The 13,076-nt window shown below is 43.3% G+C and carries 11 protein-coding genes and 2 pseudogenes; 6 read left to right on the top strand and 7 right to left on the bottom strand.

The window, feature by feature from the left end; all coding sequences use genetic code 11:
• Positions 1-49: 49 nt before the first annotated feature.
• Entirely contained in the window at positions 50-1,522 is a 1,473-nt protein-coding gene (locus PG901_RS10975; RefSeq protein WP_271134416.1) for an ATP-binding protein, read from the bottom strand.
• Positions 1,523-1,808: 286 nt separating this feature from the next.
• Between PG901_RS10975 and rpsP the strand changes: the two genes are divergently transcribed.
• The 4 genes from rpsP (at position 1,809) to rplS (ending at position 4,302) form a co-directional block, all read left to right on the top strand.
• A complete protein-coding gene (rpsP, locus tag PG901_RS10980; RefSeq protein WP_010197931.1) occupies positions 1,809-2,078 on the top strand; it encodes a 30S ribosomal protein S16 in 270 nt (89 codons plus the stop codon).
• Positions 2,079-2,258: 180 nt separating this feature from the next.
• The gene (gene rimM / locus PG901_RS10985) at positions 2,259-2,792 is read left to right on the top strand and encodes a ribosome maturation factor RimM (protein WP_201563669.1); all 534 of its coding nucleotides are present in this window, start codon (positions 2,259-2,261) and stop codon (positions 2,790-2,792) included.
• Positions 2,793-2,939: 147 nt separating this feature from the next.
• Positions 2,940-3,710 carry a tRNA (guanosine(37)-N1)-methyltransferase TrmD gene (gene trmD, locus PG901_RS10990; protein WP_201619606.1) on the top strand — a complete coding sequence of 257 codons (771 nt, stop codon included), beginning with the start codon at positions 2,940-2,942 and terminating at the stop codon, positions 3,708-3,710.
• Between the two features lie 199 nt (positions 3,711-3,909).
• Positions 3,910-4,302: a 50S ribosomal protein L19 gene (rplS, locus tag PG901_RS10995; protein WP_191690714.1), complete on the top strand. Its 393-nt coding sequence runs from the start codon at positions 3,910-3,912 to the stop codon at positions 4,300-4,302.
• A 230-nt stretch (positions 4,303-4,532) separates the two neighbouring features.
• Here rplS and PG901_RS11000 read toward each other — a convergent pair whose 3' ends face one another.
• Positions 4,533-5,090, bottom strand: coding sequence for a DUF4442 domain-containing protein (locus PG901_RS11000; protein ID WP_271134417.1), 558 nt, complete (start codon positions 5,088-5,090; stop codon positions 4,533-4,535).
• A gap of 444 nt (positions 5,091-5,534) precedes the next feature.
• Between PG901_RS11000 and PG901_RS11005 the strand changes: the two genes are divergently transcribed.
• The gene (locus PG901_RS11005; protein WP_201619608.1) at positions 5,535-7,055 is read left to right on the top strand and encodes a DUF3360 family protein; all 1,521 of its coding nucleotides are present in this window, start codon (positions 5,535-5,537) and stop codon (positions 7,053-7,055) included.
• A gap of 148 nt (positions 7,056-7,203) precedes the next feature.
• The gene (gene uvrC, locus PG901_RS11010; protein ID WP_271134418.1) at positions 7,204-9,048 is read left to right on the top strand and encodes an excinuclease ABC subunit UvrC; all 1,845 of its coding nucleotides are present in this window, start codon (positions 7,204-7,206) and stop codon (positions 9,046-9,048) included.
• A 120-nt stretch (positions 9,049-9,168) separates the two neighbouring features.
• On the opposite strand, the gene PG901_RS11015 is transcribed toward uvrC, so the two are convergent.
• The 5 genes and pseudogenes from PG901_RS11015 to PG901_RS11035 form a co-directional block, all read right to left on the bottom strand.
• On the bottom strand, positions 9,169-9,741 hold the full coding sequence (locus PG901_RS11015) for a dihydrofolate reductase (RefSeq protein ID WP_271134419.1): 573 nt from the start codon (positions 9,739-9,741) through the stop codon (positions 9,169-9,171).
• A gap of 44 nt (positions 9,742-9,785) precedes the next feature.
• Positions 9,786-10,073: pseudogene (thyA, locus tag PG901_RS11020) on the bottom strand (thymidylate synthase); the annotation flags it as partial.
• A 206-nt stretch (positions 10,074-10,279) separates the two neighbouring features.
• Positions 10,280-10,459 (bottom strand): annotated as a pseudogene (locus PG901_RS11025) (restriction endonuclease subunit S); the annotation flags it as partial.
• Positions 10,460-10,578: 119 nt separating this feature from the next.
• On the bottom strand, positions 10,579-12,057 hold the full coding sequence (locus PG901_RS11030; RefSeq protein WP_068037363.1) for an ATP-binding protein: 1,479 nt from the start codon (positions 12,055-12,057) through the stop codon (positions 10,579-10,581).
• Positions 12,047-12,793 (bottom strand): heavy metal response regulator transcription factor, encoded by a 747-nt coding sequence (locus PG901_RS11035; RefSeq protein WP_271134420.1) that lies wholly within the window; start codon positions 12,791-12,793, stop codon positions 12,047-12,049. Before PG901_RS11035 ends, PG901_RS11030 begins: the two co-directional genes overlap by 11 nt.
• Between the last annotated feature and the right edge of the window lie 283 nt (positions 12,794-13,076).

Genomic DNA, 13,076 nt, shown 5'->3' on the forward strand with positions numbered 1-13,076 from the left:
ACCAAATATTGGCTGTGATTTCATTATTGTTTATCTACAGATCATTTATCTACAGATTATTTATATTATCATCAGGGACAGATGATTTGTCGTTTTCAACATCTAATGGCGGCTCACCTGCCACTTTAGAGATGAGTGGGATACGCACACAAACTTGTAGCCCGCCGTCTGGATGATTAATCGCCTCAACCGTCCCATGATGCAAGCGCGCAATACGGTCGACAATCGCCAGACCAAGCCCGCTACCTTGCGTGGTACGCGCTGATTCGCCACGCTCAAACGGTTGCATGACACGCTCTAACTGGTCTTCTGCGACCCCATCGCCACAGTCGCGCACACATATCACCAATTGCTCTTTTGCTTCTTTATTGACCTCGTTTTCAGTCACCACATCGCTGTCTTCTATCTCAGCCGTCTCTATAAAGGTCGGTACGACGGTCGCTGATAAATAAATCGGTGCTTTGCCGTAACGCTTGGCATTATTGACCAAATTGATAACCAAGCGTTTAATTGACATCGGCCGTATAGGAACCACTTTGTGACATTCAGACTGGTAAATAAATTCCAGCGGCGCAAATTGCACCATGATTTCATTAAAGATGGTATCTAAATTGGTCAGGCGTACCGGCTCATCGGAACCGTCTTTCATAAAGGAGATAAACTGCTCTAAAATCGCATCCATATCCTCGATATCGTAAATCAAACCTTCACGAAAAAAATCGTCGGGCAGCATCTCAGCGGTCAAACGCATGCGAGTCAGCGGTGTGCGCAAATCGTGCGAGATACCGGCTAGCATAATCGTCCGCTCTTTTTGCGCTTGATTAAGGGTGGTAAATAAGCGGTTAAATGCCATATTAACTTGGCGTATTTCAGTCGGTCCATTATGAGTCGGTAACGTAGTGGCATGACCCAAGCGAATATAATTGGTTGCTGCGCGCTGTAAATACCGTAGCGGACGATTTAATTGCCGTGCCAATAAAATAATAGTCAACAAGGTCAAAATAGGTAGGCCTACTAAGAATAACCATAATAGCGCAGGGCTATATTGCGAGTAATATACCACTGGTTCGCGAATCCAAAAGCTGGTATCACGGCTGTCTTGCACCCACAGCTGCGGCGTTGGTTTAAACTTAAAATACACTTCTACTGGACGCCCCAACTGCGCGCCAATTTCGCGTTGCAATACATCGGTAAACACGCCAACAAAGGCTTTATCTTCTATCGTTGGAAAGTCGCTGGGATTATTGACCACCACCACGTGTGAGTGCTGATAAATCCATTGCCGCACGGCAGGGTTATGTTTCCAGTCTTGGTTGACGCTGTTCATTAAGCGTAATTCGCTGGTTAGATAGCGCGCATGGTTTTTAAGCTCGGGTAAATACAGACTACGCCAAAAAAACGAAATCGATACCCCGACACTGATGATGACAATAAACGCCACCATTAAGGTGGTCAGCCAAGTGTTGGAGTAGGAGCGGGCAAGCCGACCTTTGCGCCGTGGTTGCGATTTTGGTGTGGTCATAAGAGTCCAAGTTGTGCGGTTTGATAGTAGGGTTTGGTCTTAGCGTTTGCTTGTAGGATAGCATAATCAAATAATGCGGTTGTTGGCTTTACCGATAGAATTAGTAGCCAATTTAATAGGGTCAAGCCCAATAAATAGACCACGAATTATGAATTATGTTTTACATGCATTGCTATTTAAGCTATTGTTAATAAATAATTAAATAAGCACAGTTTATGTTTTCAATAAAACAAGACTGTGCTATAATTATGCCCTTTTTGGTATACCTGCGAAAGAGAGAATTCACATGGTTGTTATTCGTTTAGCACGGGGCGGTGCCAAGAAACGCCCATTTTATCAAGTAGTTGTTGCTGATCAACGCCGCGCGCGTGACGGTCGCTACATTGAAAACATCGGCTTTTTTAACCCACTCGCTAAAGAGTCTGAAGAAGCAGTACGCCTAAACATGGAAGCGTACAATGCGTGGATCGCTAAAGGTGCACAACCTTCAGATCGCGTTGCTTCATTAGCAAAAGCTTATAACAAGTCTGTAGCTCAAACTGAAGCAACTGCTTAAGTTTTGGCTACTAAGTACTGATAGCGTGATGTTTGCGTTTATTAGTCGACTTTAGAAAACATAGCGTAACTGGTCTGACCAGGGTGCGCCATTAACTGTTTATTACTTTTGATTGCGTTTATCGCTTTTGATTGAACTGTATTCAGCATTGCTGTTTTAATCATCGTTAGGTTAGCCGTTATGTCATCTGTTCCAAACGCTAGTGCACTTATGAAAATTGGTCAGCTAAAAAAGCCTTATGGCATTAAAGGCTGGCTGTGGGTATTTAGCGATACGGATGATCGTACGGCAATATTTGACATGCAGCCTTGGTGGATGAAAACTGCTACTGGCATGAAGCCTTTGACCGTAAAGGCTTGGCGTGAGCAAGGGACAGGTATTGTCGCTCAATTTGAGCAAATACCTGACCGTAACCTTGCTGAGACCATGAATGGGGTAACCCTTTGGGTCGAACAAAACGTTTTGCCAGAAACAGCGGAAGACGAATATTATTGGTCGGATTTGGTCAGCTTGCGCGTGATAAACGAGCAAGATGAGTATCTAGGCAATATCACTGAAATGTTTGAAACCGGAGCCCATGACATCATGCGCGTAACGGCAAATTCAGACAGTTTGGATAAAGAAGAGCGCCTGATACCTTGGCATAAGCAAACAGTGATTGAAGTCAATATGACTGAAAAAACCGTGCTTGTGGCATGGCCAAGTGACTATTAATAATAAGTGATTATTAATCAGTAATGGTTAATAAGAAATTATTAAGACAAGCTTTGGTGAGATAAGTTTCGGCTTTATCATTAAAAATTGTTAATAGTCACACCGATTTATTTAGCCACTGTTATCCCTTGTGCAAGTAGACATCAGATGTATTTTGCCGTGATTAGTATTTTCCCTGAAATGTTTGCCACGATTCGTGAGTTTGGAATCACGGGTCGGGCAGTCACTCAGGAGCAAGTCACGATTGAATGCATCAACCCGCGTGATTATACCACTGATAATTATCGCCGTATTGATGAGCGCCCGTATGGCGGCGGTCCTGGCATGGTGATGATGGCTGAGCCATTATCCCAAGCAATTGAGGATGCCCGCCTACGAGCCAGTCAACATGGCTGCCGTGTCGATAGTGAGCATTGTCCGGTGATATATATGTCACCACAAGGCAAAACGCTCAGCGAGAGTAGTGTGGTCAGTATGACTGAGTATGACGGCATGATTTTATTATGCGGTCGTTATGAAGGTATTGATGAGCGCTTACTGTCGCAGTATGTCGACATGGAGATATCGCTCGGTGATTATGTCTTAACGGGTGGTGAGCTACCAGCCATGGTACTGATGGATAGTGTGATACGTCGTCTGCCTGATATTATGGGTGATGATAAGTCAGCTGAGCAAGACTCGTTTGTCGATGGCTTGCTTGATTGTCCACACTATACTAAGCCGCATGAGTTTGCTGGTATGGCGGTTCCTGAGGTATTGCTTTCAGGACATCATGCCAATATCGCTAAGTGGCGCTTTAGCCAACAGGTCAGTCGCACGCAAGCGCGACGTCCCGATTTATGGCAAGCGTTTACCCCAACGGTAGAGCAAGCAAAGTGGCTCAAAGCATTGGCTAAAGCAGATAAAAAGCCACGTTAATAGCGGTTAAAAACATAAACAGTTAAGCAATAAAATTTTGAGCAGTAATAAAACGAGTCATAGCATAATGGCCGTTTGTCATAACCCATTTACGTTGTAGCTATTATTAATTCAAGATATTAATAACAGCTATGATTAATTATTACAAACAGGTGATATGCGTCAAGCCTCTATTATCTAATGTGAGGAGATAACTCTCATGAGCAACAAGCATCCATTGGTTCAGGTCATCGAAAATGCTCAATTGATTGAGCGCCCAAGCTTTGCACCCGGCGATACCGTTGTGGTTCAAGTAAAAGTACGTGAAGGTGAGCGTGAGCGTTTACAGGCTTTTGAAGGCGTTGTAATTGCTAAGCGTAACCGCGGTCTAAACTCAGCATTTACCGTTCGTAAAATTTCAAGCGGTGTTGGTGTTGAGCGTGCATTCCAATTGCATTCACCAATCATTGATAGCATTGAAGTGAAACGCCGTGGCGCAGTTCGCCGTGCGAAACTATACTACTTACGTGAGCGCTCTGGTAAATCAGCACGTATCCGCGAAAAGTTGGTTGCTCGTGCTCCTAAAGCGGCTCAGAAAAAAACTGACGCTTAGACTGTACCGAGTATCTGATTTTAAGCATCGCGCTTAAAATTACTTTTATGATTCAGCTGTCTATTGTACGGCTGCATTGTGAAGTAAAAGTAGATACAAGCCCTTATTCATAGGTTTATTTATAAATAAGCGGGCCATACCAAAAAAGACAAAACCCCAATCTGTGCGCATGCCAGATTGGGGTTTTTGTATGTGGGGCTTTATTTTAATTGAACGCTTCAAACTTAACGTTAGCTTTCGAGGTTGTCTATACGGTTGGTTTGGTCTTTAGATTTGCTGTACTTACGCAGTCGAATATAAAGGGTCTTAGTCACAGTCGCGATGACTTTCTGTTGTTCATCAACGATATCGACCTTATATTCACGAAATACCGGCTCACCTTCTTTCGCCAATTCCTGAATAGTAATAATCTCAGCGCTAGGGATTTTCATGCGCGCGGTGACTTTGCTATGACCAGGGGCAATAAATTCAATGTGTGAGCTTTTATCCCAAACCACATAGCTGCTACCGAGTTGGTGCATCAGCATCAGCATATAAAATGGATCAACCATCGAATATAGACTGCCACCAAATTGGGTGCCGACGATATTCTTATTTAAGCTATTTAGCCCCATGTTGACCACGCATAAACCTTGGTCTAGGTTGATATGCTCAATCTTGATACCGGCACCGATGTAGGGCGCATAAGTGTTGATACGCAATTTAAGCAAATAAGGGGTGAGTAATGGCATGATGTTTTTTTTGGCATTACGTTTTAGCGTTTCAAGATTTTTAGGCAGTAAACTCATCAATATTTCCTATTGGCTTTTCCGGTTTTGCTAATCTTATCGTATGGATTTTTTCATCGTATGAAGTATTTTTATTGTATGCAGTCAACCTTGACCGCCGTGCTTGCTGCTTTTAAATGCGAGCTATCAAGCAATGGGCGATAAAGAGATATTTATCATAGTGAAAAACCCCTAAGCTCACCAGCTTTAAAGCGTAACAAGCGCAAAATGACCATGATACCGCTTATCGTTTCCGTGGATTCATTACATTTTTATGGGTGTTACCTGCTAAGCCATAATAAATACTTTTCATAACGATACGTATGGTATCTTTTCATCTATAAAACCTCGCATTATCCTTGCCGATGCCTTACAATAGCCGCAATTTTGTTTTGGGCAGCGTCATATTTACCCGCTCTTAGGGTAGTAGCGCCGCTCAAACCTCAGTCGACATAAGGAAATGTGATGAGTGGTACACAGCTTCCCGCCTCAGGGTCTAACCCGCAGCAACCAACCCCTTCTGATAGTGATTTGCAAGACAGCTATGTAGACTTACATAAGCCCAATTCTAGTTTTAAAAATCGTAACGCCTATCTCAATCATGAATTGCAAATTATGCAGCCGAAACGCTGGCGTCCAAACTTGCCGTTCCGTGATTATCGTTTTGAGTATGAAGATACGATTCCAGCGATGGCAGCGACCATTGGTAAAGTCGTGATGGTGGGCGCCATTGCGGCAACCTTTGCAGGTCCTCTTGGTTTGAGCGATGCTTTTGTCCTAGAAAACGTGCGTTATGAGCTGCTCATCGTGGCATTTTTTGTCATTTTATTCTCAGGCTTTTTGCTGCCGACCGCCAACCTTGCTGGTACGCATGGTCCACTGATTCCGCTGATTCCTATCGTTGTTGCCGCTGGTGGTCACCCAATGGCCTTTGGTCTGCTTATCGGTGCTTTTGGCTTGTTACTGGCCATCAGTAAAGGGGGCAGTCTGCTGGCAAACTTGACCAGTAAAGGCGTGTGCGGTGGTTTGCTACTGTATCTGGGCTTTATTGGTACCATCTCGCAAGTCAAAAACCTATTTGCGTGGGCAGAAGGTATCGGCATGGCGCATATTGCCTTTGTGGTCATTCTACTGACGATTATATTGTATGCCGTATTAGAGAACTTCCAAAAGCGCTGGCTTGCGGTGCCGCTAAGCTGTCTGTTAGGTGGCGGGGTTGCCTTTGCGATGGGCGCGCCCTTTGCCTTTGAAACGGCACCGGGTTTACCGCACATGAACCCTATGTATTGGTGGGGTGAAGATACCGGTTGGATGCTCGGCTTGCCAACCATTGAAAGCTTCGTTGTGGTGTTACCCTTTGCGGTGTTGGCCGTCGCCATGTGGTCGCCAGACTTTTTAGGTCATCAAGTCTTTCAAAAAATTAGCTATCCAAAACGCACTGAGCGCGTGCTTATGGATATCGATGATACGATGACCAGTGCTTCTATTCGTCAGGTAGCAGGTTCTTTACTAGGCGGCGCGAACTTTGCATCGTCATGGGGCACGTATATTGTACCTGCAGCAATTGCCAAGCGTCCTATTCCAGCCGGTGCGGTATTAACGGGCGTATTTTGTCTTATTGCCGGTATTTGGGGTTATCCAATGGACTTGGCGATTTGGGAACCGGTGATGTGTGTGGCGCTGATTGTTGGTGTGTTTATCCCATTGCTTGAAGCTGGGATGGAGATGACACGCGAGGGTAAAACCACTCAGTCTGCCGCTATTGTTGTCTTTGCGTCAGCCTTGGTAAATCCAGCCTTTGGTTGGTCAATTACCCTAGTACTGGATAATTTAGGCTTAATTGGCTCGAAAGAGCGCAGTGCCAATCTGACCAAAATGAGCCGCTGGATTATTCCTGTGGTCACGTTTGTGATATTAACAGGGGTGATGGCAATCGTCGGTATGTTGCCAGGTATCCCAGCACTATTACCAAATTTCCGTCACTAGTCGCACTGTAGGGTTGTTTTTCTGCAAAAAGTCAGCCTTGGTGCTGGCTTTTTTTATGGTTGTTGCTAAGCTGATAAAGGTTCTTGTAAAACGCTCACTATCGCCCCATAAATAGCTATATATCAGTATCTTGAGAGCAGTAAATTCTATGGTTAATGTCTCAGCATCGAGTCCCGTCGACGATAAAAAAGCCCGTCTTAAGCATTTGATTCAGCGCCTGCCAAATTTGCCAGGGGTATATAAAATGCTCGGTAAAAATGGCGATATTCTTTATGTCGGTAAAGCCAAGTCGCTTAAAAGTCGCGTCAATAGCTACTTTGCTAAGACTATTGACCATCCAAAGACGCGAGCGTTAGTCGCGCGGATTCATAATATCGAAACCATTATTACCCGTAGTGAAACCGAAGCGCTGCTGCTCGAGCAAAATCTGATTAAAGAACACCGTCCGCCTTATAATGTGCTATTGCGTGATGATAAATCTTACCTTTATGTGTTTATCTCAGCGGATAAACCTTATCCCAGATTGGCTTATGGGCGCGGTAAGGGCAATCACCAAAAAGGCCGGTTTTTTGGTCCTTTCCCATCGGCGCATGCGGCAAAAGAGACGCTGGTGCTCATGCAAAAAATGTTTCAGATGCGCCAATGTACCAATACCTTTTTTAAACAGCGTAAGCGCCCATGCCTTGAGTATCAGATTAAGCGTTGCCGTGCGCCCTGTGTTGGTTTGGTGTCGCCAGAAGAGTATAGCGAGGACGTCAATAATACCATTCGTTTCCTAAAAGGCGATTCTAGCGATATCCATAGTACGCTGATTGAAAAAATGGAAGGCGCGGCTGAAGTGTTAGATTTTGAAAAGGCGGTCTTTTATCGTGATCAGCTGTCTATGCTGCGCGAAGTCCAAGCAAAGCAAGCTGTTTATACCGTACAAGGTGAGGCCGATGTAATAGCTATTGCCAGCCAAGCAGGCATGACCTGTGTCAATGTATTGACGGTGCGTGGCGGGCGCGTGCTCGGTGGTAAGAACTATTTCCCTGATGTTGATAGCAGTGAGCCGCTTGCTGATAATTTATCTGCGTTTATTACTTCATTCTATTTTCAGGTAACCGATGACTTGCCAGCAGAAATTATACTCAGTCATGAGCTACCCGATCAGATAGCGGTGAGTGAAGCACTGGCAACGCATTTTGGTAGCAAGGTTGTTATTAAAACTAACGTCCGTGAGCACCGCGCTGAGTGGTTAGATTTGGCAAAACTTAATACCAATAATGCGCTAAAAACCAAACTTGGTGATTATTTAGAATTGCATGCCCGCTTTGGCGCGCTTAAAGAGGTGCTAGCAGAGGTTACTGATCGAACCATCGACCGTATCGAGTGTTTTGATATCTCGCATACCATGGGTGAGGCGACCATCGGTAGCTGTGTGGTCTTTGACCAAGGTGGCTCGCGCCGCCGTGATTATCGCCAATATGCGATTCATGATATTGTCGGCGGTGATGACTATGCGGCGATGAAGCAAGTGCTAACGCGTCGTTATAAAAAGCAGCCATTGCCTGATTTATTGCTGATTGATGGTGGTAAAGGTCAGCTCAGTATGGCAAAAGAGGTGCTGGTAGAGTTGGGCATTTTAGGCGATACCTTACTTATCGGTGTGGCAAAGGGCGAGGGGCGTAAGGCTGGGCTTGAGGTATTGCATTTCCTTGACCATGAGCCGCTTGATTTGCCGATGGATAGTAAGGCGCTGCATTTATTAATGCATATTCGCGATGAAGCGCATCGTTTTGCCATTACTGCGCACCGTAAGAAGCGTGATAAGCGCCGCTCGTCATCAGTGCTAGAGGTCATACCGGGGCTGGGTGAAAAGCGTCGTCGTGACTTGCTTAATCACTTTGGTGGTATGCAGCAATTACTTGGTGCGTCACAGCAAGAGCTGGCTGGCGTGCAGGGAATTGGTCCGATATTGGCGAAAACTGTTTATAAAGTGCTGCATGAATAATTTTAGTAATATGTGCTGAATTTAAGTTTCTGCTAACAAAATCCAATAAGAAAAAAAGGCTGTCTTAGAATTATCTAGGACAGCCTCTTTTTCTTAATATTTTAAATTCATGAACTGCTATTATTTAGTAGCTTCTCTTTTATAAGTCACAAACTTAAAATCTAGCCCACTTTTCTCATCGTTCATTTGCTCAGATTCTGCTGCGACTACAAACTCATTTGGCAGCTCTGGATAAAAGGCATCGCCATCCATAATATCAGTATCGACATGCGTTAGCTCGACACGGTCGGTATACATCATCGCTTCTTTAAACACGCGCTCGCCGCCGATGACCCAAATGGTATCAAGGTGCGCACCATGAGCCAAACTTGCTGCTTGGGTGAGTGCATCGTCTAAATTATGCATCACATAAGCTTTTTCGCTACCGACCAAGCCACTTTGCTCAGCATAATCTAATTGGCTGGTGATGATAAAACTGATACGTTTTGGCAGTGGTCGGCTGCCCATCGACTCAAAAGTCTTACGACCCATGATGACGATACCTTGTATTGCGCCATCGCTTTGCTTGGTCGTCATGCTTTTAAAATGCTGCAAGTCAGCTGAGATATACCACGGCAGCTCATTTCCTTTGCCGATACAGCGATTGCTACTGATAGCCGCAATCTGGGCAACTTCGGTATTGGCATAACTCATAACCTATCCTTTTTATTGTTTTTTAACATTCAAGCGATAAAAACTTAGACGGCAACTTTGGCTTTAATGGCAGGATGCGACTCATAACCATCGATGCTGATATCATCATAGTTAAAGGCAAAAATATCGGTCACATCAGGATTCAGGGTCAAAGTTGGCAAGCTATAAAGCTCACGTGTCAGTTGCAGCTCAACTTGCTCGCGATGGTTTTGGTAAATATGACAATCGCCACCCGTCCAAACAAATTCACCAACTTCTAAACCACACACTTGCGCCACCATATGGGTAAGCAAGGCGTAGCTGGCGATATTAAATGGCACACCTAGGAATATTATAACCCCTAATTTATGCACAAGACGCCTAATAACATAGCCTTAACAGCTATAATAGCATTGTGCACTTTTAATTCTGCACAATATGGGTTATACATACAAGGTTATTATACCTGATTTTAAAATATCACTGCTAATAGAAGGTCTTGTTTATTTCTTTTAGTTGTACTAAGGCATATAAAACGTGATTGCTCCAACATTAAAACTCACCCTAAAGCCCTATCAATCAACGCATCGGTAAGCTGAACCTGTGTCTCTTGAGACTGCTGTAGCTTAACTTTTAACTGATCGCAAATAGCCATTAGTTCATCGACTTTAGCAACGATACGGTGTTGTTCAGCTAGAGGAGGTATAGGAATTAAAAATTTTGATATATTTCCCATGCTAAGATTAGCTCTTGCATTGTCGAGCCTTTCCTAAAAAGTGTGTAACTATCATTTAGATTGTAGAAGTACTTACACGAAATTTAGGAAAGGCTCGTTCATAGACAGTATGAAGGTATTTACTACCTGGCAATCAACAACTTTACAGCAACCTCAAAAAGACACTCATCTTTGATAGTAATACTAACTTTGCCATTATGAGCATTGGCGATAGCTTGCACAATAGATAAGCCTAAGCCTAAGCCTGTTCCTGAATGCATCGTATTCGTTTTATCATGACGATAGAATCGCTCAAACAGTTTATCGGCTTCAATCTGATTTAATGGTTTGTCTAGACGGTTGGTCATAGTTATTCTTAACCAGAGCTGCTCTGGGGATTGAATATCGTCTTTTGGCGCATTAAGCGAGGTGCTTGAAGTGAGGACAGTAGCGGATATCATAATAGTGCTATTACTAGCCGCATAATAAATCGCATTTGACATCAGGTTGGCAAACAGCCGTTGCAATAAGCCTTTATCACCTAGTACTGTTTTAAAATCACCCGATTTTTCAAAGATTATCTCACGATCCTCAGCAATCATCTCATAATAATCTATAAGCTTTGTGATCAAGCTCTCTATATCGACATGACTGATTTGCGAATCACTCAGCTCTTTTTGAGTTTTTGCCAGTAATAACATATCGTTAATCATGGCGGATAACTGCTTTAACGTATCATGCTGATGATGCAATTGCTCAATGTATTCGTCGCTTTCTCTTGGCTTAGTTAACATGACTTGCGTTTGCGTACTCAGCGTCGCTATTGGCGTACGTAGCTCATGGGCGATATTGTCTGAAAACCGTGATAATGATTCAAAGTTACTTTCAAGCTTGACCATCATAGAATTATAAGACTCCGTTAGTGGACGTAATTCTAACGGCATATCGCCAACCACAATTCTTTCATCTAACCTTTGAAGATTAATGCCTTTCATCTTTTGTACGATAGTAGCTAGGGGAGCAAAACCCCAGTGTACACTTAGTGCTGCTACTGAAACCAATAATAAGGTAATGGCGATAAGTATCAAGCTCAGCTGGCGATTAAACTGGATAAGATATTGATGATGCACATCGATAGGTAGAGCAATAAATGCCAAAACCTCTTGATGTGTAATGATAATGGCTCGGTAATGCCTATTATTTATCTTGATCATAAACTGCTGATCGCGATAGTCCTGCAATAGTTGTAACAAGCTAAAATCTGCCGGTAGATCATTGATGAAATTACTGGGATCGCTGGACAATAAATTGCCGTTTTTGTCTGATATTAACGTTTTTAAATCATAGTCTAACCAAGAAGAATGTAGATGATTGGCATCAATTAGCGCTTGCGACTTTGACACTGTAAAAGGTTCTATGTGATCGTTAAAATTCACCATGCGTTTACGCAGGTTAAAAGCTGCATGGGTAATAATCTCTGAGTCCATTTGCTCAAAGTGCTCGTTAACAGAGCGCTGAACCCATATATAAATAATAACTTGAGAGATAACAACAAATATTGTCAGTAAAAAAACAGTTCGCCATAACAGTGACCAACGCCGATTCTTAGATTTATGTCTCATTTGATGTCAGACTGTCTTTATTAATACTATCGTCGCCCATGCCACTATCCACGTCGACAGCCAGTGGCTCTAACTTGTAGCCCATTCCGCGTACCGTATGAATCAGCTTTATATCAAATTCATCATCAATTTTTATCCGCAAGCGCCTTATAGCGACGTCAATGACATTTGTATCACTGTCAAAATTTATGTCCCATACTTGTGAGGCAATCACAGTGCGTGGCAGTACCTCACCTTGACGTTCTAAGAAAAGTTGTAATAAAGCAAATTCTTTAGCAGTCAATTTTATGTTGGTATCGCCTCTATATACAGTGCGTTTAGCAATATCCATTTTTAGGTCAGCCATATGTATGACAGAGCTTTTATAGTCTGATTGATTGGCACGCCGCAATAGGCTTTTTATTCGGACAATTAGCTCGGCAAAAGCAAAAGGTTTGGTCAGATAATCATCGCCACCAATTTCAATGCCCTTAATCCGATCGCTTAAATCATCTTTAGCGGTTAAAAATAAAACAGGCGTATGCTTTCCAGCAGCACGGTAGCGCTGTATCAGCTCAAAGCCGCTGACGTCAGGCAGCATGACATCCATCACCACCACACTAAAATCTTCAGTCATTAACGCATGATAGCCATCCAAACCTGTCATGTGATGATCCACGATGAAACCGGCCTCAGTTAAGCCTTTCTTAATATATTCTCCAAGGTTTTTCTCATCTTCTACTAACAGTACTTTCATCGTTGCTTACCTTTATATCATTATAGTTGTCAACAGCGTATCACTAACATTGTTAGCTTATCAGCCATATATTTATCAGGAACCCTTGTTATAACAGTGTTCTTTGGATAGAGACAGATGCTGGTATTTGGTTTTAATGACAAGAAGATGACAATATTATGCTGTTCCTAACGAACATGTAATATCCGTGTCATCTAGCTGTCAGCCACCATTTAGTATTCTAAATCAACTCCGCATATTGGCTTGTCTCTGATACAGACTGCCTCTACGAGTAAAGCAATTA

The sequence above is a fragment of the Psychrobacter sp. ANT_H3 genome (assembly GCF_027919975.1).
GTDB lineage: Bacteria > Pseudomonadota > Gammaproteobacteria > Pseudomonadales > Moraxellaceae > Psychrobacter > Psychrobacter maritimus.